The sequence below is a fragment of the Pontivivens insulae genome (assembly GCF_900302495.1).
GTDB lineage: Bacteria > Pseudomonadota > Alphaproteobacteria > Rhodobacterales > Rhodobacteraceae > Pontivivens > Pontivivens insulae.
The window spans coordinates 874,424-891,573 of the sequence record NZ_OMKW01000002.1; the positions used below are offsets into that span (position 1 = coordinate 874,424).

The window sequence follows — 17,150 nt, forward strand, 5'->3', positions numbered from 1 at the left end:
ACATGGCCAGCCATGAAGAGCATTTCATCTTTCCCGCCCCTAAATTGGCACCTGCTCCGCATCTGCTTTTGGTGACGGCTCCCTTCTACCGCGGCATCGCGGACATGATGATCAGCGGCGCTGCCGGTGCTTTGGACGGGGTCGGCGCGACATATGACGCGATTGAAGTGCCCGGAGCCCTTGAAGTGCCCACCGCCATCCGGCTCGCCGCGCGCGCTGGACGTTATGACGGCTTTGTTGCCCTCGGCTGCGTCATTCGCGGCGCGACGACGCATTACGAGACGGTTTGCAATGACAGCTCCCGCGCCATCACGCTGCTGGGTCTTGAGGGGCATTGCATCGGCAACGGGATTCTGACGGTCGAAAATATGGATCAGGCAATTGAGCGGGCCGAGCCTGCGCAAATGAACAAAGGCGCCGGCGCGGCGATTGCGGCCTTGCGTCTGGTTGAGCTAGAGCGCAAATACGCCTCTCCTGCCCCCGTGGCCGATCCCCGAGACAACATTGTGATTGCCGGAAGTCCCGGCGCGAAGGACATCGCCTGACATGCCAAGACCCGTTCCCAAGCCCAGCCGCGAAGAAAAACGGCAAATGCGCTCCGCCTCCCGTCTGTTCGCCGTTCAGGCCCTTTTCCAGATGGAGCAATCAGGTGCAGGCATGGACCGCGTTCGCGAAGAGTTCGAGACGCATCGCTTTGGCCGTGAGATGGACGGGGATACCTATCAGGAAGGGGATGTCGATCTGTTCCGCGCAACCTTGAGCAAGGCGATAGAAGCTCAGGCTGAGATTGATCAGGCAACAGACCGCGCCCTTGTGGAGCGTTGGCCGCTTGGGAAAATCGACCCTACCCTGCGCGCCCTGTTCCGCGCGGCAGGGGCTGAGATCATGGGCAAAGGCACCCCCCCGAAGGTGGTGATCACCGAATATGTCGATGTTGCGAAAGCGTTTTTCCCAGACGGGAAAGAGAGCCGCTTCGTGAATGCCGTGCTCGATCACATGGCGCGGGAAATCCAACCGGAGGCATTTGCCGGATGAGAGCCAGCAATGTGGTGAGCGAGACGTTTTCGGTTCTGACGTCAGGGCTTTGGGTTCTTTTCCCGATTGCCTTTGCGGGCACGGCGATGCTCGAGATCATCACGGCACTCTTTTTTGCGAGACCAATAGGCGACGGAACTGCGGTGACCACGCCCGAAGAGATGCTGGGCGCGATGTTCAGCGCGCAGGGCCTTTTCTCTCAGCTTCCGGCGCTATTCATCGGGACCTATGTGAACCTGCTGGTGGTCCGTATCAGCTGGGCCTTGCTGACCGGCGAGCCACTGGACGTCAACACCTGGGCCCGGCAGATGATCCCGCTGACCATTCCGGGTGTGATGGTGACGTTCAGCGCACTGTTCCTGATCCTCGCTGGTGTTGCCCTGTTCATTATTCCAGGACTGATCCTGACGGCCCTCTTGATGGTAATCCTGCCGGTACTTGTCATCGAAGGGGTGACCGGGCCGGTCAGTGCTATGTTGCGATCCCGTGAGTTGATGCAGGAGCATCTGTTCACCATGATCGGATTGGTGCTGCTGCTGATCCTTGCAGCATTTGGCGTGCTTACGATTGTTACGCCCATTCTGATGCTCGCCGACAGCCTGTCCGCTGGCCTGCTGGTGTCTGCAGCGATCGGTTCGATCCTCACGATCTTCAGCGCGGCGCTGCCCACGGTGATCTATCGTCAGGTGATCCAGCAGGGTTGAGCGCTATTCCTTTTCGACGTCATCACTTTTGAAGATGTCTTCGAACCGCTGGCCCCAGTCATCTTCGGCTAGAATGGCTTCCGTCTGATCACAAATCGCCAGCATCGCCGCCCAATCCTCATCCGGCAGTGCCGGTGTTAGACCGGTGCTGCGCGCGCGGGCGTTCTCGGCCCGTCCCTGAATGTCTGGGTGGGTCGCGAAATGGGACAGAGCGCCGGGGTGGTCATGTGGCTCGTCCGGGGCAAGCTCCTCAAAAAACTCCGCCATGCCGATTGCGGGAATGTCGAGCGCGGCAAGTTGATCCAGCGCGAACTCATCTGCAGCGGTCTCAGCCTCGCGTGTGTAGGAGGCCGAGAGCATCGCCTCCGCAATTGCGAGTGCTGCGGCACCGCCTGCGAAATCCCCCAGAACGAGGCCCAGAACACCGGCGGACCCCGCCGCACGAAGGCCGAGGCGTACCGAGTCTCGGTTCGCGACATGACCGATTTCGTGGGCAAGCACACCGGCAACCGCGTCAGGGCCTGTGACCTCTTCCAGAAAGCCCCGGAAGAGCACGATCCGACCGCCCGGCATGGCCAATGCGTTGACAAGGGGATGATCCCAGACCTCCACCCGAAGCGGGAATGGCAGATCGAGACGCTCCTCCATCCTTGTTGTCATGTCGGCCAGTACCGCGCTGCCTTCTGGCGCGACACAACGGTTAAGCGCCTCCTCATCGCCGAGGCTCAACACGCGGACAAGTTGCGGGTAGGTCCGGTCGCCCATCGCGACCTCTGTTTCCGGCGTGATGAATACGGCCAACGTTTCGGCCATACGTGGCAGAAGCACGAAAAAGATCAGGGGAAAGGCGATGGCCGCTCCGGCCAAAGCCAATAGGACCGGTCCAAACTTCTGACGCTTGTGCAGACCCTTTTTCATGTCCGGGGCGTAGATCGAAATTAAATCGAGCAGCCCGCGATCATGAAAACTGACGCGCGCATCATCGTCCATTCGGCCGAGCACGCGAGCACCGCCCGCGCCGGAGACCTGCATCTGACGCAATTCTGTCACCGGCCAGCACGCCAGAACATCGCCATCCACAGCCGCAATCACGAGGTTTCCGCCATGAACATGCAACGTCACCTCATGGGATGCCGCTGTCTGTCCATCGCTGTAATGGCCGCGCACCATCGCTAGAACGCCGCGCCCATGTCGAGCGCATCGGCAAAGCCTTCAGCATCGGCAATATCATCGCGGTCGGATTGTGTGACGCGCGCCAGTTCATCAATATTCTCGAACTCTGTCATATCGGTGAAATGCGCAATGCACGGCCGGAAGATAAACACCTGATAGCCGGTCGATGTGAGCACGATCATCAGGATGTAGCCAATCGCGATACCGACGACCGTCAGGATACTCGCGTTCATCAGTGCAGAGGGATCCATCGCAGCTGGGTCAGTCGGCGCAAACCCAGAACCAAGCAATGATGCAATCATCAGGAGCGCTGTTGAAGCGATGCCCGTGATGACACTGATCAAAACGAGGCCCAGCACCCAAATTCCGATGACCGTGCCTGTACGGGACGTATTTCGAAAATTCATTTGCCCCAACGATTTGGCGGAGGTGCGCAACCGGACCGACTTCACGTAGTAATTCGCGGCCAGAAACGGGATCGCGATATAGGAGGCGATGATCAGAAAGATGCCCAGTCCCGGCGACGCCTCCGTCGCAATGAAGACGATCCCAAAGATGACACCCCAGACTGGCATCAATAGCAGCAGGTAAGGCCGCATCAGCCCGCGCCAATGGCTGTGCATGTCCATCGCAACGTCGCCGAACCGTGTGCGTTGCGTCAAATACTGATCCAGCTTCCATTCCATCCGCGGATAGAGCAGCCCCAGCGTGAGAACCGTGATCAGCGATTGCTTCAGCCCGAACAGCACAAAACGCCCGGCCCCCGGTTCGAGAGAGAACCGAATGCCCCGCAATCGCGTCCGGGACATGATGTAACGGCGACCGCGATATTGGGCGAAGTAAATCAGTGGCGTAAGCGCGAGGAAGCTGAGCGTGGGAGCCAGCGGATTCCCGTCGAAGGCTGACAGTGTGAAAATGAACAGCACAACGTTCACGATAACGAGGTAGAGCGCGACCACGATCAGGGCGATGAGAAAACCCAGAAACTTTTCTCGTCCGGTGCCGGTATATTCCAGCGGCGTATCGTCAATTTGGATTGAGGACCAGTAGTACTGGCGCAGCTTCGTGCGCATCCAGAAACGATAGATGCCCAGTGTGACAATGGTGAGCAGCAGGCTGCGAACCATCAGCCAGAACAGCGGCTTGCCCTCCCCTGTGAACCGCGCAGACCCTATGCGGGGGCGTGGAATGGAAGGGGTCGCGGTTGCGGAATAGATATCGGACAAGTCGGGCTCGTTTATTTGGTTAGAGTGCTGGCGCAATATGCGTCGCGCTGCCGGGCACATGCTGTGCCCGAGCGCACATTAATCCGTAAACTTATTGTCACGCGGGAAGCCACGGGGCGCCATCCGGCCCGTCCCCGCCCGCTTCCCGGTGAAATCACCCAGCTCCGTTTCGGTGCGCTGTCGTCCGCCGCCATCTTTCCACTGCAGACCGTCAGCGAGGTTGAATGTGCGCGCATCCGACAATCCACCATCCTTATATTTCTGAAGGCGCACGCCCTTACCACGGCCCATTTCAGGTAACTCATCCAGTGGGAAGACCAGCACCTTCCTGTTCTCGCCGACAACCGCGACGTGATCACCGTCAACCGGGCGGCAAACCACCGCGCGCGCATCGCGCACATTGAGCACCTGCTTGCCCGAACGTGTCTGCGCTATGACGTCTTCTTCCGGCACAACAAAACCGTCGCCGGCAGACGAGGCCACGAGCAATTTTCGGCCTTGCTTGTGCGCAAACATCGCGAGGATTTCCGCCTCGTTCGGCAAATCGACCATCAACCGGATCGGTTCACCCATTCCGCGACCCCCTGGCAGATTGGACGCAGGCACGGTGTAGAAGCGACCATTGGTACCGAACACGACGAGACGGTCCGTCGTCTCCGCGTGGAAGATGAACTTCGGGCCGTCCCCGTCCTTGAACTTCAACTCGCTGTCGAGCGCGATATGGCCCTTCATCGCACGGACCCATCCCATCTGAGAGCACACGACGGTGATCGGCTCACGCTCGATCATAGCCTCAAGCGGGACGTCTGCCGCGACGGGTGCGTCAGCAAAGCCGGAGCGACGTGCGCCGACCGGGTAATCCGCGCCATGTTGGCGTTTCAGATCGCTCAGCGTCTCTGCTGCGGTGATGCCTTTGAACGCGGCGGGCGGGCCAAATGTCTTTCTTGTCTCGCGCAACTGCTCCGCGATCCGTCCCCATTGCAAATCTTCGGAGCCAAGAAGGTCAACAATCCCCTCCCGCTCGACAATCAGGGCGTCCCGCTCGTTGCGAAGCTCCATCTCCTCAAGCTTCCGCAAGGAGCGCAGCCGCATGTTCAAGATGGCTTCGGCCTGTACTTCGGTCAGCTCAAACTCTGCCATCAACTGGAGCTTGGGCTCATCCTCGTAGCGAATGATTTCGATAACCCGGTCGAGGTTCAGGAAGGCGACGATATAGCCTTCCAGCACCTCAAGCCGCCGGTCGATCTTATCCATCCGGTGGGTCGACCGGCGGATCAGAACATCTCTCTGATGATCGAGGAAGGCGCGCAAAACCTCACGCAACGAGCAGACTTGCGGCGTGCGTCCATCAATCAGGACGTTCATGTTGAGGCTGAAGCGCGTCTCCAGATCAGTCGCCTTGAAAAGCGCCTCCATCAGCGTGGCCGGATCGACCGTGCGCGCCTTTGGTTCGAGCACAATGCGAATGTCCTCAGCACTCTCGTCCCGGATGTCGGCGAGGATGGGAAGCTTTTTGGTGTTGATCAGATCCGCGATCCTCTCGATCAGTTTTGACTTTGCGACCTGATATGGAATTTCGGTTACAACGATCTGCCATTGACCGCGGCCGAGCTCTTCACGCTCCCAAACGGCGCGCAGACGGAATGCGCCGCGCCCGGTCGCGTAAGCCTCACGAATTTGCTCAATCGGCTCAACAATCGTCCCGCCGGTCGGAAAGTCCGGGCCGGGCACAAACTCGACGAGCTTTTCGATCCCCGCATTGGGCGTCTTGATCAGATAGAGTGCAGCGTCGATGACCTCGGCCACGTTATGGGGCGGAATGTTCGTGGCCATGCCGACCGCGATACCGCTCGACCCGTTGGCCAGCAGGTTTGGGAAGGCGCCAGGCAGCACTTCCGGCTCCTCTTCCGAGCCGTCATAGTTGGGTCGGAAGTCGACAGCATTCTCGGCCAGCCCTTCCATCATCGCGGCGGCCACGGCGGTCATGCGCGCTTCGGTGTAGCGCTGTGCGGCGGGATTGTCGCCGTCCACATTTCCGAAATTGCCCTGCCCGTCCACGAGCGGATAGCGCACCGCGAAATCCTGGGCGAGCCGCGCCAGTGCGTCATAAATCGCCTGATCGCCGTGCGGGTGATAATTGCCCATCACCTCACCCACGATCTTTGCGCATTTGCGGAACGCGCCATTCGGATCGAGCCGCAGGCCCCGCATGGCAAAGAGAATCCGGCGATGCACCGGTTTCAGCCCGTCACGCGCATCTGGTAGCGCGCGGTGCATGATCGTGGAAAGCGCATATTGCAGATATCTGTCCCCAATTGCGCGCGCCAGCGGCTCTTGCGTGATCAGACCATCCATTTCGGGGGTGTCGGTGTCATTTGCCATAGATATGGTGATAAACGGGGGACGCGGGGCGGTCCAGTGCGGATGCCTCCGGCAGGGATATTTGCGGGACAGATGAAGATGCGGACGATCCTGATCACTGGCTGCTCCAGCGGCATCGGCTATGACGCGGCGGTGACGCTGAAGGCCCGCGGCTGGCGCGTGTTTGCGGCGTGCCGCCAGCAGATCGATGTCGATCGGCTGCGTGCGGAGGGCCTTGAGGCGGTGCTGCTCGACTATCGCGACAGCGCGGGCATGCAGGCGGCAGTGTCGGAGGTGTTGGAGGCGACGGGCGGCACGCTCGACGCGCTGTTCAACAATGGGGCCTTTGCGTTGCCCGGATTCGTCGAGGACCTGCCACGGGACGGGTTGCGCGATATCTTCGAGGTGAATCTCTTCGGCCAGTTCGAACTGATCAACCTGTTGATGCCGACCTTTCGGGCGCAGGGCCGCGGGCGGATCGTGAATTGCTCGTCTGTGTTGGGGATCGCCGCGATGCGCGGGCGCGGGGCCTACAATGCCACGAAGTTCGCCATGGAGGGGTTGAGTGACACGATGCGGGTGGAATTGCATGGCAGCGGCATCGATCTGTCGCTGATCCTGCCGGGGCCGATCCCGACCCGCATCCGGCAGAATGCCCAAGCCAATTTCGAGACGTGGATTGACTGGCAGGGCTCTGCCCGTCGTGCGGAATACGAGGCGGAGGTAATGCCGCGGCTTTATGATGAGAGCGGCACGCCCGACCCATTTGAGCAGCCCGTCTCCGCCGTCACGGCCAAACTGATCCACGCGGTGGAGGCGCGGCGGCCCCATGCCCGCTACTATGTCACCGCTGGCACGTGGATCGCGCGGGCGCTGACACATTTACCGACGCGCTGGCGCGATATGGTCATGCGACGCAGTTGAAGCCCCGTGCGGCGCATTGGCCCCTTTGACCTGAGCGCGACACGCGTTAACTGACGTCTATGGTACAAGGTCCTATGCTATACATTATCGGCTTTGCCTGCATTGCGGTGCTGGTCGTGCTTCTTTTCGGCGTTGGCAGTTTTGCCAAGGGCGGTGAATTCAATCAGAAATATGCGAACAAGATCATGCGCATGCGGCTGCTTTTGCAGTTTATCGCGGTGATCCTGATCGTGGGCGCCGTGGCCCTTGCCCGGTCGGGAGGCTGAGGATGGTCGTTCTCAACAAGATTTACACAAAGACCGGCGATCACGGTGAGACCGCGCTTGGAAACGGTGCCCGGGTCGCAAAACATTCGCTGCGGGTCAGCGCATATGGGACCGTGGACGAGGTAAATGCGACGGTCGGTCTGGCCCGGCAGGTCGCCGTAGGTGACATCGACCGGATGCTTGCCTCTATTCAGAATGACCTTTTCGACCTCGGCGCTGACCTGTGTACGCCGGACATGGAAAAGGATGCCGAGCGTGAATATCCGCCATTGCGCGTGGCCGAAAGTCAAGTTGCGCGACTAGAGGCTGAGATCGATGTGATGAACAAGGATCTTGAGCCGCTCCGCTCGTTCATTCTACCCGGTGGCACGGCGCTCGCCGCACAGATGCATCTGTGTCGCACGGTATCACGACGGGCCGAGCGCTTGGTTGTGGAACTTGCCACGATGGAAAGTGTGAACCCGGCCTCCGTCAAATACCTCAACAGGCTAAGCGATTGGTTCTTTGTTGCGGGCCGTGTCGCGAATGATGGTGGCAAGGGCGACGTGCTTTGGGTGCCCGGCGCCAATCGGTAAAAGGCACAAATGCATCATGCGGGGGTGACGCACCGTCTTCACGGAGGCGACGTTATGTCCCCCGAACTCTGACCCAACGTTGCGCTGGACTGTGACCGCGCAACTATCTTACGTCCACGTCAAGCAGATGCGGCGGATTTCATAAGTCCAGTGCCGTTTTTTTGCAGCAATCGCGGGGGCAAAGCGTTAAGTCTGTCCTCGAAAATGTCACGCAAGGGAGATGCCCCATGAAGGTGTTGGTGCCGGTCAAACGCGTGATCGACTATAACGTGAAAGTTCGTGTGAAAGCGGACGGAAGCGGTGTCGATCTGGCAAATGTCAAAATGTCGATGAACCCGTTCGACGAGATCGCCGTGGAAGAGGCGATCCGCCTGAAGGAAAAGGGCACGGTTGAAGAGATCGTCGTCGTCTCCATCGGCGTGAAGCAAAGCCAAGAAACCCTGCGCACGGCGCTCGCCATGGGTGCTGACCGCGCGATCCTCGTCAACGCCGCGGACGATGTTCACACCGATATTGAACCGCTCGCCGTCGCAAAGCTGTTGGCCAAAGTCGTTGAGGAAGAGCAACCGGGCCTCGTCATTGCGGGCAAGCAGGCCATCGACAATGACATGAACGCGACCGGCCAGATGCTGTCCGCCCTTCTGGGGTGGAGCCAGGCGACCTTCGCCTCTGAAGTGGCAATCGAGGGCGATGATGCTGTCGTGACGCGCGAAGTCGACGGCGGACTGCAAACCATCAAGGTTAAAATGCCCGCCATTGTGACCGTGGATTTGCGCCTGAACGAGCCGCGTTATGCATCCTTGCCCAACATTATGAAGGCAAAGAAAAAGCCGCTGGAAGAGAAAACGCCCGCCGACTACGGCGTTGACGTTTCGCCGCGCCTTGAAGTCGTCAAGACGTCTGAACCGGCAGAGCGTGCGGCCGGCGTCATGGTCGGTTCCGTCGAGGAACTGGTCTCCAAACTTAAAAACGAAGCGGGGGTGATCTAAGATGGCCGTTCTTCTTCTTGCCGAAATGACCGGTGGTGAGTTCCAGCAGGACGCAACCGCCAAGGCGTTGACCGCAGCAAAGCAGCTGGGCGATGTGACTGTTCTGGTCGCGGGTGATGATGTCGCTGCTGCTGCCGGTGAAGCCGCGAAACTGGACGGTGTGTCCAAGGTTCTTGCGGTGTCCGACGCGTCGCTGGCCAACTATCTGGCCGAACCGGTGGCTGCACTCGTCGCTGGCCTGGCGGGCGACTATGAGCACATCGTCGCGCCGTCCACAGCCAATGCCAAGAACGTACTGCCGCGCGTTGCGGCCCTGCTTGACGTTATGGTGCTGTCTGATGTGACCGGCATCGTTGACGGCGACACGTTCGAGCGTCCGATTTATGCGGGCAACGCGATCCAGACAGTGAAGTCTTCGGACGCGAAAAAGGTTCTGACCGTGCGGACCGCGAATTTCGACGCGGCGGCCGAAGGCGGTTCTGCCTCCGTCGAGGATGGGGCAGCGGCTGCGGATCCGGGCCTCTCCTCTTGGGTAGAGGACAAGGTGGAAGAAAGCGACCGCCCGGATCTCACCTCTGCGAAGATCGTTGTGTCCGGTGGTCGTGGCGTCGGTTCGGAAGAGAACTTTGCCATCATCGAGAAGCTGGCAGACGTCATGGGTGCGGCTGTTGGTGCATCCCGCGCGGCAGTGGACTCTGGCTATGCGCCAAACGACTGGCAGGTCGGTCAGACCGGCAAGGTCGTCGCACCGGACCTCTACGTCGCGGTTGGCATCTCCGGTGCGATCCAGCACCTCGCGGGGATGAAGGACTCCAAGGTGATCGTCGCGATCAACAAGGACGAAGAGGCGCCGATCTTCCAGGTTGCAGATTACGGCCTCGTCGCGGATCTGTTCGACGCGGTTCCCGAGCTGGAAAAAGCCGTCGGCTGAACGGCTTAGTCGCTATTTTCGAGGCCCCGCAGTCACTTGCGGGGCCTTTTGACTTTCTGGGTTTTAGGTAATGTTTGAACACAGCAGCTACAAAACCGCACGTGTGTTGCTCCACATTGGGCAGGTCGTAGCAGCGCTGTTGATTATGGATGCTATCGCCTATCAGTTTGGCTACGCGGTGGTGGTCAGAACGCCAAGCGACGACGTTATGGCCGCCTATTGGCCGACATTGGCAGGACTAGCCCTCGCCTTCGTGCTTTGGGCAATGGTTCAAATGCAGTTGGCCTTGCTCGACTTAGCCGATTCCAACAGACTCATCTTGGAAGAGATGCGACGTATGCCAGAGGGTCAGATCGCCGATAAGATCGAACCGGTGTTTGACCAGCCAGAGGATGCACCCCTTCGCGGTCACCGGTAACCTCGCTACTTTGCGCCGACTGGGCCGCCCAGTTGTTCGATTGCGCTGTGGTCAACCAGTTCCCAGGCCTGACCGGCGTTGCGGTAGATGCGTTTGCTCTGCCGGGGATAATCGCCGACATCGTGTGGGAGGCGCTCGCCGACCACGAGCATGCGCAACGTACTTTTCCCTGTATTGACGATTGTGTGAGCTTCGCCGCCCTTTCGGTACCCGATGAAGTCACCCGCCGCGATTTCGAACGTCTCCACGCCGATCGTTGCAGTCGCGGTTCCCGCCAGCACGTAGACACATTCATCCTCGAAATGATGGACGTGGTATTCTGTCGTCTCTCGCCCCGGCTCTACCTCGATAAGATGAATCCCAAATCCGGTTAGACCGGTTGCATCGCCAAGCGATTTGTTCAGCCGTTGTGCATTCTCGTTCAGAAAATGGGTCTTGCTGGTACCCGGCATGGCGGCAATCATGGCTTTGGTCAGCAGGTAGGTTTCAGACATCGGGCGGCCTTTCGTTGCTAGTCCTGCCCATCGTGCAAGAAATTGCCGGAAAGCCTAGTCCTTGCGCCGAACCATCAGTCCGTTCGTGCCGTCTTTTTCCAGATCGAATGCGTTCGTTTTTCGCACCAATGTAGAGAGGTTCGCGCAGCCATAGGTGCGGCTGTCAAAGTCTGAATGGGTGTTGCTGATGCGCTGGCCCAACACGCCGAGCGAAACCCAATCGTCATCCCCTTCCAGTTCGGCCATAGCTGTGCGGATCAGGGGTAGCGCCGCCGAGACTGGTTGTGTCTTCCGCTCTCCCGGCGTGGGACCGTTCGGGTCACCTTGCATCAGGTTTTCATTGTAGATGAAGCGGGTGCACGCTGTGCGAAACGCCTCAGGGGTCTTACGCTCTCCGAATCCATAGACGACGCACCCCTCCTCCCGGATGCGTTGGGCCAGGCGCGTGAAGTCGCTGTCGGAGGAGACAAGGCAGAATCCATCGACCGACCCCTTGTGCAAAAGGTCCATCGCGTCGATCACCATCAGAATGTCAGAGGCGTTCTTACCCTTAACATAGGCAAATTGCTGTTCGGATACCAAAGCATAGGTCGCAAGTTGCTTGCGCCAGCCATTCATTTCATCGCGCGTCCAATCCCCATAGATGCGCCGGACGTTGGCCTCGCCCAATCGCGCGACTTCTTCAAACAGGCTCTTTGCGACGTTGGGATTGGTGTTGTCGGCATCGATCAACACCGCAAGTTTCAAACCATCTTTCGCCATTCTGCGCCTCCTCCACTCGACTGACAAAGAGCCTAGCGCATGTCAGCGTGAGGGCCAGCGGATCAATCGGTTCTCATGTTGCACATCTTGAAGATTGGGTGCGCCAGCAATTGCGCCGCTTCTTCATGCATCCGGTCCGACGGATAGCGCATGGATACAGTCGCATCATTGGGGTCCGCGACGCGAGGCGCCTTCATCGCTGTATCGCTTGCCACGTATTCAACATAGCAACTCACGTCAGCGCGGATCGCGTTGATCATCTGCCGATTGACGAAACCAGGCGGGCGATCCCGCGCCCGCTGCGGCGTCATGCGGGTTTCATCGTCGGGACTGTCGGGGGACAGCCAGAGCAGCGCCTTTACGGTTTCGATACTGTTGAGCAGTTCGCGCATACGGGCAATCCACGCATTGCGCAGCTCAACCTCCACCACGCGGAACCGGTCCGGGCTGGCGCGTTCGAGGGCAACCAGCATGTGCAAGGCAAAACGATAGATGCCGAAATCGATCTCGGGATACAGCGCCTCCAGCATTTCGCTGACACCTTGCAGCCGTTGATTGCGACGGGGATAGACACTGAACAGCCGGTTGGAGACCAGATGTGCCCCGGTGATGGAGATGACGCAAGCGCGCGCCTTTGAGCAGCTTTCCAGAAGCACCGGATCCTTCAGAAAGAAGCCAGCCCCCGCACCCAATTGACCGAAATTGGCCACAGGATATTCCAGTTGCTCTTCAAGCTGTGCAGGCCACGGCGATTGGGCAAACCGACCATATGTTTCCGATCCTCCAAGACAGGCAATGTAGCTGCCGCTGAGGTCGGGCTTAGGACCGCGATAGAGCTTTCGCGCACGGCCGTAGCGGTATTCTTGATAATCGAGCCCTGATCGCACAATCGACTGGAATGTCATCCCCGCTCCTCCCGCTGCAACCCACGCCTAGCAGGGGATTCGTGAACAATTTGCTAATCGGGTTGCAGCCCACGGCCCCGCACGCCTATTGTCCGGGGAACAGAGACAGGGGTGTTTCGCATGGAAATTCGGACGGTTGGTGTCGTTGGCGCCGGACAGATGGGCAATGGGATTGCGCATGTTTTTGCCCTTGCGGGCTTTGATGTGACCCTCAATGACATTTCGCAGGATGCTTTGGATCAGTCCGTCGAGACGATCCGCAACAATCTTGATCGTCAGGTCGGTCGCGGAAAGCTGGAAGAGACTGCGCGGGATGCTGCGTTGTCGCGCATCACGACGACCGCGACGCTGTCTGACCTGGGTCCGTCCGATCTGATCATCGAGGCTGCAACAGAGCGTGAGGATATCAAGCACGCGATCTTTGCGGAGCTTGCCCCGCATTTGGGCGACCAGACGATCCTGACCTCCAACACCTCTTCGATCTCGATCACGCGGCTTGCCTCCCGCACAGACAGGCCCGAACGGTTCATGGGGTTCCATTTCATGAACCCTGTCCCGGTGATGAGCCTGGTGGAGCTGATCCGCGGCATCGCGACCAACGCGGAAACCTATGACACGCTGTCGGCGGTTGTCGCGACGCTTGGAAAACAGGCCGCGAGCGCTGAAGATTTTCCGGCCTTCATCGTCAATCGCATTCTGATGCCGATGATCAATGAGGCAATCTATACCCTTTATGAAGGTGTCGGATCGGTTGAGAGCATCGACACGTCGCTTCGCCTCGGGGCCAATCACCCGATGGGACCACTGGAACTTGCGGATTTCATCGGGCTCGACACGTGCCTTGCGATCATGAACGTGCTGCATGAAGGACTGGCTGATACGAAATACCGCCCCTGCCCGCTCCTGACCAAGTATGTCGAGGCAGGCTGGCTGGGTCGCAAGACCGAGCGCGGCTTTTACGATTATCGCGGTGACGTCCCCATTCCGACACGCTGAACTGCCTGCGCAACGCGCAACAGGGAACAATTATCACTGAATCGTGACGATGTCGCGGATTTGGAAACGATCTGTTCGCTATTCCCCCGGTACACGGATCAGAGAGGCGCCCCATCTTCTGTCTCAGATGCATTCAACAGGAGATGACGATGCTGACCCGTACCCTTGCCCTGACCACCGCACTCATTGCAGCGCCGCTCGCAGCACAGGCTGATTGGGAAGTCGATCCGACACATGCCCATATCGAATTTGAAGTAAGCCATCTTGGCTTCTCGAAAACACAAGGCCAGTTTGATCAGTTCGACATCAGCGTCAGCGGTTTTGACCCAGAAAACATCGAAGCCGTCTCTGTCACTGCGACGATCAATGCGGCCTCCGTCAACACCGGACATGAGCCGCGCGACGCCCACCTGAACCGTGCGGACTTCCTGGGTACAGACGACTATCCAGAGATCACCTTTGCTTCGACCTCCGTGTCTCAGACAGGTGACAACACGGCAACGATCACCGGCGATCTGACGCTTTTGGGCGAAACCCGCGAAGTCACGTTCGACGCGGTGATGAACGCAATCGGACCGAACCCGTTCAACCCCGGTCAGCAGATTGCGGGCTTTACCGTGAGTGGCGAAGTCAACCGCGCCGATTTCGGCATGGGCTTCGGCGTTCCCGCGATCCCGGCGGAAATCCCCGTCGAGATTAATATTGAGCTTGTCAACAACGGCTAAGCTGAGACTGTGTCAAAGGCCCCACTAACGTCGGGGCCTTTGACCGAACAGGAGGGCACCCTCATGCAGATCACCAATTCGACCCGACGCTGGGGCGTGATCACCCGGGCCATTCACTGGGTTACAGCCGGTATCCTGCTTTGGACCCTCGGGCTTGGCATTTACATGACGAATTTCGTATCGGACCCGCTGAGCCAGTTTGCTCTTACCCAGACCCACAAAAGCTGGGGCTTCGTCGTATTCGCACTCGCCGTTCTTCGCGTCCTTTGGCTTGCCGTTGCGGGCAAGCGCCCGACTTTGCCAGGCGACACGCCGGCATGGCAGCGGAAGGCGGCACATGCCTCACATATTCTGCTTTACCTGATGATCTTCCTGATGCCGCTCTCAGGCTGGGTGATGAGCGCCGCAGCACCCATTCAGGATTTGCTCAACATCGAAAACAAAGTGTTTAACGTGCTAGTCCTTCCCGATCCCTGGGTTCCCGGCGTTGCATGGATCGAGACGGTTGCCTGGTGGGTGCATTACATCTCTGGCATTACGCTGGCACTGGTGTTGGTCGCGCATGTCGGCGCGGCGTTGAAGCACCATTTCAAGGATCGAGACGACGTCTTGAAGCGCATGACAACCGGATGAGGGTTACTCGCCCTCGCCAAAGCGATCCGCGAGCAGCGCTTCCAACGCCTCACACAAGGCGTCGCCATCCGGGCCGTGGGTTGTCACGACGATCGAGGTGCCTTGCGCTGCTTCCAGCATCAGCAAACCCATGATCGAATCGCCCGATACGGTTTCCCCATTACGCGTCACGGCGGCGGTCGCATCAAACTGCTCCACGCATTCAACAAACTTGGCAGATGCCCGTGCGTGCAGGCCCTTGCGGTTAATGATGTCGAGGGTCTTCTTCATGTCGCTCGCTCCGTGGGGCCACCGCGGCTGTTGATGTATCGACGACCGGATTCGACTGCAGAGGCGACGGCCGATTTGCGATCCAAGTGCCGCGCTTTGGCCAATTGCACCAACATCGGCAGATTCGCGCCGTAGAGCACATCCATGTCAGGTTGGTTGCATGCCTTCATGGCAAGGTTCGAAGGCGTCGATCCAAACAGGTCAGTGACCAATACAACGCCGTCCCCTCGGTCCACATCGTTTGACGCCGCACAAATTTCATTCTGTCGTGTTTCGAGGCTATCTTCCGGGCCGACGGATATCGCCCTCGCCGCTTCGAGGGGCCCAACAACATGCTCAAGGGCGGCGAGATACTCCTTCGCCAGACCACCATGAGCAACAATCACAATTCCGATCACGCCTAAGACCCCGGTTTCGCGCCGTTCACGCGGGCTGCTAACCGGTTTGTCCGGCGCGCCGTTCCATTTCCCTGTGGCGAATAGATACAAGCCACCCATCAGCGGCAAGCTCTTTTGCAACTCTTTCGGTCATATAGACAGAGCGATGACGCCCCCCTGTGCATCCAAAACCGATTGAAAAATAAGCCTTCCCCTCGGCCCGGTAGGCCGGGATCAGAAGGCGCAGCAAAGACAGCGTGCGCTGAAGGAATTCATCGTGGTTGGGGTCGGCCTGGACGTGAGTCGCAACAGCCACGTCCTGTCCGGTCAGCGGACGCAGCGCCTCTACCCAATGCGGATTTTGCAGGAACCGGCAGTCGAGCACCATATCCAACCCGTGTGGAATTCCGCGCTTGTAGCTGAAGCTTTGCACGCTCAGCGATAAAGTATGGGTGTCACTCTCACCAAACAGAGTTGCGAGCTGTGTTTTCAGCTCGTGCGGTGAGAGGTCAGATGTGTCGATGAGAGTATCTGCCGAGTCGCGCACACGGCTCAGCAGCTCCAGTTCCTCGGCGATTGCCGCATCGGGACTTGCATGGTCGTCAAACGGGTGTCGCCGCCGGGTTTCGGAGAACCGTCGCAAAAGTGTCTCGGGTGTCGCATCGAGGTAAAGCACACTCGCGGCCACACTTTCCCGCGCGCGCAACCAACCCAGAATGGCCATCAACCCGGCGGCGGAAAATCCGCGCGTGCGAATATCGACGCCGATGGCAATCGATTGGCCGCTGGGTGCAGCGCGCACGACCTCTTTGATCAGTGACAGCGGAAGATTGTCGATCGCTTCAAATCCCAGATCTTCCAGAACCCGGATCGCCGTTATCCTCCCAGCACCCGATGGCCCGGTCACAAGCACAACGGGGGTTTGATCGGGTGAGCCAGCGCGCATCAGTCAGTGTCCTGCCAGAATGTCGAGAGTTGCAGCGCCAGACAGCCACAGCCAGACAGTGTCTGCAAGGGCTACGACATCGCGCCCGCACAAGGATGGAATATCAACGCCATCATGTGTCCAGATCTGCGGCTCCGGCATCCTGCTGGTCGGTCGCCGATCGAGATCGAGGTGAAGCACCACCGGTGCGGGCGACGATGCTGCCAACCCAACCAGGCCGATCCCCCGCGCCTCCACCCTGCCCCGCAACGGTGCAGGGGCAGAGGCAACCAAAGACCCGTTCTGCCGCGACAGAACCGTGCGATCATCAGCGATCAACATCGCCCCGCGCGCCAGCAATGCTAAGACCAAAGTTGACTTCCCAGAGCCTGACGCCCCTGTCACAAGCACGCCGCCCCGCGGGCCGGACACGGCGCTGGCATGGATAGTCCGCGACACCA

Annotated in this window: 22 protein-coding genes; 12 read left to right on the forward strand and 10 right to left on the reverse strand. The window is 59.2% G+C overall.

Annotated elements, in window-relative coordinates:
• Positions 1-2: 2 nt before the first annotated feature.
• From POI8812_RS09755 to POI8812_RS09765, 3 genes are read left to right on the forward strand one after another with little or no spacing between them, the layout of a single operon-like run.
• On the forward strand, positions 3-545 hold the full coding sequence (locus POI8812_RS09755; RefSeq protein ID WP_108782346.1) for a 6,7-dimethyl-8-ribityllumazine synthase: 543 nt from the start codon (positions 3-5) through the stop codon (positions 543-545).
• 1 nt (position 546) lies between these two features.
• Complete coding sequence (gene nusB, locus POI8812_RS09760; RefSeq protein WP_108782347.1) at positions 547-1,035, forward strand: transcription antitermination factor NusB; 489 nt, start codon at positions 547-549, stop codon at positions 1,033-1,035.
• Positions 1,032-1,739 (forward strand): hypothetical protein, encoded by a 708-nt coding sequence (locus POI8812_RS09765; RefSeq protein WP_108782348.1) that lies wholly within the window; start codon positions 1,032-1,034, stop codon positions 1,737-1,739. Before nusB ends, POI8812_RS09765 begins: the two co-directional genes overlap by 4 nt.
• A gap of 3 nt (positions 1,740-1,742) precedes the next feature.
• Here the strand turns inward: POI8812_RS09765 and POI8812_RS09770 are convergent, their stop codons facing one another.
• The 3 genes from POI8812_RS09770 to parC form a co-directional block, all read right to left on the reverse strand.
• Positions 1,743-2,909 (reverse strand): M48 family metallopeptidase, encoded by a 1,167-nt coding sequence (locus POI8812_RS09770; RefSeq protein ID WP_108782349.1) that lies wholly within the window; start codon positions 2,907-2,909, stop codon positions 1,743-1,745.
• Between the two features lie 2 nt (positions 2,910-2,911).
• A complete protein-coding gene (locus POI8812_RS09775) occupies positions 2,912-4,138 on the reverse strand; it encodes a YjgN family protein (RefSeq protein WP_162844997.1) in 1,227 nt (408 codons plus the stop codon).
• Positions 4,139-4,216: 78 nt separating this feature from the next.
• A complete protein-coding gene (gene parC / locus POI8812_RS09780) occupies positions 4,217-6,520 on the reverse strand; it encodes a DNA topoisomerase IV subunit A (RefSeq protein WP_108782351.1) in 2,304 nt (767 codons plus the stop codon).
• Between the two features lie 78 nt (positions 6,521-6,598).
• Between parC and POI8812_RS09785 the strand changes: the two genes are divergently transcribed.
• From POI8812_RS09785 to POI8812_RS09810, 6 genes are all read left to right on the forward strand, one after another.
• Complete coding sequence (locus tag POI8812_RS09785) at positions 6,599-7,423, forward strand: SDR family NAD(P)-dependent oxidoreductase (RefSeq protein ID WP_370739581.1); 825 nt, start codon at positions 6,599-6,601, stop codon at positions 7,421-7,423.
• A 74-nt stretch (positions 7,424-7,497) separates the two neighbouring features.
• Positions 7,498-7,689 (forward strand): twin transmembrane helix small protein, encoded by a 192-nt coding sequence (locus tag POI8812_RS09790; protein WP_245895339.1) that lies wholly within the window; start codon positions 7,498-7,500, stop codon positions 7,687-7,689.
• 2 nt (positions 7,690-7,691) lie between these two features.
• Positions 7,692-8,264 (forward strand): cob(I)yrinic acid a,c-diamide adenosyltransferase, encoded by a 573-nt coding sequence (locus POI8812_RS09795; RefSeq protein WP_108782354.1) that lies wholly within the window; start codon positions 7,692-7,694, stop codon positions 8,262-8,264.
• A 227-nt stretch (positions 8,265-8,491) separates the two neighbouring features.
• On the forward strand, positions 8,492-9,253 hold the full coding sequence (locus POI8812_RS09800; RefSeq protein WP_108782355.1) for an electron transfer flavoprotein subunit beta/FixA family protein: 762 nt from the start codon (positions 8,492-8,494) through the stop codon (positions 9,251-9,253).
• A 1-nt stretch (position 9,254) separates the two neighbouring features.
• Entirely contained in the window at positions 9,255-10,184 is a 930-nt protein-coding gene (locus POI8812_RS09805; protein WP_108782356.1) for an electron transfer flavoprotein subunit alpha/FixB family protein, read from the forward strand.
• Between the two features lie 70 nt (positions 10,185-10,254).
• On the forward strand, positions 10,255-10,602 hold the full coding sequence (locus tag POI8812_RS09810) for a hypothetical protein (protein ID WP_108782357.1): 348 nt from the start codon (positions 10,255-10,257) through the stop codon (positions 10,600-10,602).
• A 5-nt stretch (positions 10,603-10,607) separates the two neighbouring features.
• On the opposite strand, the gene POI8812_RS09815 is transcribed toward POI8812_RS09810, so the two are convergent.
• The 3 genes from POI8812_RS09815 to POI8812_RS09825 all read right to left on the reverse strand — a co-directional run bounded on the left by POI8812_RS09815 (position 10,608) and on the right by POI8812_RS09825 (position 12,763).
• Positions 10,608-11,096, reverse strand: a complete 489-nt coding sequence (locus POI8812_RS09815) for a cupin domain-containing protein (protein WP_108782358.1) — start codon at positions 11,094-11,096, stop codon at positions 10,608-10,610.
• Positions 11,097-11,150: 54 nt separating this feature from the next.
• Complete coding sequence (locus tag POI8812_RS09820) at positions 11,151-11,858, reverse strand: NYN domain-containing protein (protein WP_108782359.1); 708 nt, start codon at positions 11,856-11,858, stop codon at positions 11,151-11,153.
• 62 nt (positions 11,859-11,920) lie between these two features.
• A complete protein-coding gene (locus tag POI8812_RS09825) occupies positions 11,921-12,763 on the reverse strand; it encodes a DUF6473 family protein (protein ID WP_108782360.1) in 843 nt (280 codons plus the stop codon).
• A gap of 120 nt (positions 12,764-12,883) precedes the next feature.
• Between POI8812_RS09825 and POI8812_RS09830 the strand changes: the two genes are divergently transcribed.
• The 3 genes from POI8812_RS09830 (at position 12,884) to POI8812_RS09840 (ending at position 15,117) form a co-directional block, all read left to right on the forward strand.
• Positions 12,884-13,759 carry a 3-hydroxybutyryl-CoA dehydrogenase gene (locus tag POI8812_RS09830; protein WP_108782361.1) on the forward strand — a complete coding sequence of 292 codons (876 nt, stop codon included), beginning with the start codon at positions 12,884-12,886 and terminating at the stop codon, positions 13,757-13,759.
• Positions 13,760-13,908: 149 nt separating this feature from the next.
• Entirely contained in the window at positions 13,909-14,484 is a 576-nt protein-coding gene (locus POI8812_RS09835; protein ID WP_162844996.1) for a YceI family protein, read from the forward strand.
• Between the two features lie 63 nt (positions 14,485-14,547).
• The gene (locus POI8812_RS09840; RefSeq protein WP_108782363.1) at positions 14,548-15,117 is read left to right on the forward strand and encodes a cytochrome b; all 570 of its coding nucleotides are present in this window, start codon (positions 14,548-14,550) and stop codon (positions 15,115-15,117) included.
• Positions 15,118-15,120: 3 nt separating this feature from the next.
• Here POI8812_RS09840 and POI8812_RS09845 read toward each other — a convergent pair whose 3' ends face one another.
• Genes POI8812_RS09845 through POI8812_RS09860 form a run of 4 tightly spaced genes read right to left on the reverse strand, consistent with a single transcriptional unit; the run spans position 15,121 to position 17,148 of the window.
• Positions 15,121-15,387, reverse strand: coding sequence for an HPr family phosphocarrier protein (locus POI8812_RS09845; protein WP_108782364.1), 267 nt, complete (start codon positions 15,385-15,387; stop codon positions 15,121-15,123).
• Positions 15,384-15,785, reverse strand: a complete 402-nt coding sequence (locus tag POI8812_RS09850; protein ID WP_108782365.1) for a PTS sugar transporter subunit IIA — start codon at positions 15,783-15,785, stop codon at positions 15,384-15,386. Before POI8812_RS09850 ends, POI8812_RS09845 begins: the two co-directional genes overlap by 4 nt.
• Before the next feature lie 37 nt (positions 15,786-15,822).
• Complete coding sequence (gene rapZ, locus POI8812_RS09855; protein WP_108782366.1) at positions 15,823-16,710, reverse strand: RNase adapter RapZ; 888 nt, start codon at positions 16,708-16,710, stop codon at positions 15,823-15,825.
• Between the two features lie 3 nt (positions 16,711-16,713).
• Entirely contained in the window at positions 16,714-17,148 is a 435-nt protein-coding gene (locus tag POI8812_RS09860; RefSeq protein WP_162844995.1) for an HPr kinase/phosphorylase, read from the reverse strand.
• Between the last annotated feature and the right edge of the window lie 2 nt (positions 17,149-17,150).

Bases quoted from the DNA above. Each gene is read 5' to 3' on its own strand.
- POI8812_RS09805 (WP_108782356.1), top strand. From the start codon at position 9,255: ATGGCCGTTCTTCTTCTTGCCGAAATGACCGGTGGTGAGTTCCAGCAG.
- POI8812_RS09815 (WP_108782358.1), bottom strand. From the start codon at position 11,096: ATGTCTGAAACCTACCTGCTGACCAAAGCCATGATTGCCGCCATGCCG.
- POI8812_RS09795 (WP_108782354.1), top strand. From the start codon at position 7,692: ATGGTCGTTCTCAACAAGATTTACACAAAGACCGGCGATCACGGTGAG.
- POI8812_RS09755 (WP_108782346.1), top strand. From the start codon at position 3: ATGGCCAGCCATGAAGAGCATTTCATCTTTCCCGCCCCTAAATTGGCA.
- nusB (WP_108782347.1), top strand. From the start codon at position 547: ATGCCAAGACCCGTTCCCAAGCCCAGCCGCGAAGAAAAACGGCAAATG.
- POI8812_RS09770 (WP_108782349.1), bottom strand. From the start codon at position 2,909: ATGGTGCGCGGCCATTACAGCGATGGACAGACAGCGGCATCCCATGAG.
- POI8812_RS09765 (WP_108782348.1), top strand. From the start codon at position 1,032: ATGAGAGCCAGCAATGTGGTGAGCGAGACGTTTTCGGTTCTGACGTCA.
- POI8812_RS09820 (WP_108782359.1), bottom strand. From the start codon at position 11,858: ATGGCGAAAGATGGTTTGAAACTTGCGGTGTTGATCGATGCCGACAAC.
- rapZ (WP_108782366.1), bottom strand. From the start codon at position 16,710: ATGCGCGCTGGCTCACCCGATCAAACCCCCGTTGTGCTTGTGACCGGG.
- POI8812_RS09840 (WP_108782363.1), top strand. From the start codon at position 14,548: ATGCAGATCACCAATTCGACCCGACGCTGGGGCGTGATCACCCGGGCC.
- POI8812_RS09810 (WP_108782357.1), top strand. From the start codon at position 10,255: ATGTTTGAACACAGCAGCTACAAAACCGCACGTGTGTTGCTCCACATT.
- POI8812_RS09825 (WP_108782360.1), bottom strand. From the start codon at position 12,763: ATGACATTCCAGTCGATTGTGCGATCAGGGCTCGATTATCAAGAATAC.
- POI8812_RS09800 (WP_108782355.1), top strand. From the start codon at position 8,492: ATGAAGGTGTTGGTGCCGGTCAAACGCGTGATCGACTATAACGTGAAA.
- POI8812_RS09785 (WP_370739581.1), top strand. From the start codon at position 6,599: ATGCGGACGATCCTGATCACTGGCTGCTCCAGCGGCATCGGCTATGAC.
- POI8812_RS09845 (WP_108782364.1), bottom strand. From the start codon at position 15,387: ATGAAGAAGACCCTCGACATCATTAACCGCAAGGGCCTGCACGCACGG.
- parC (WP_108782351.1), bottom strand. From the start codon at position 6,520: ATGGCAAATGACACCGACACCCCCGAAATGGATGGTCTGATCACGCAA.
- POI8812_RS09790 (WP_245895339.1), top strand. From the start codon at position 7,498: ATGCTATACATTATCGGCTTTGCCTGCATTGCGGTGCTGGTCGTGCTT.
- POI8812_RS09830 (WP_108782361.1), top strand. From the start codon at position 12,884: ATGGAAATTCGGACGGTTGGTGTCGTTGGCGCCGGACAGATGGGCAAT.
- POI8812_RS09835 (WP_162844996.1), top strand. From the start codon at position 13,909: ATGCTGACCCGTACCCTTGCCCTGACCACCGCACTCATTGCAGCGCCG.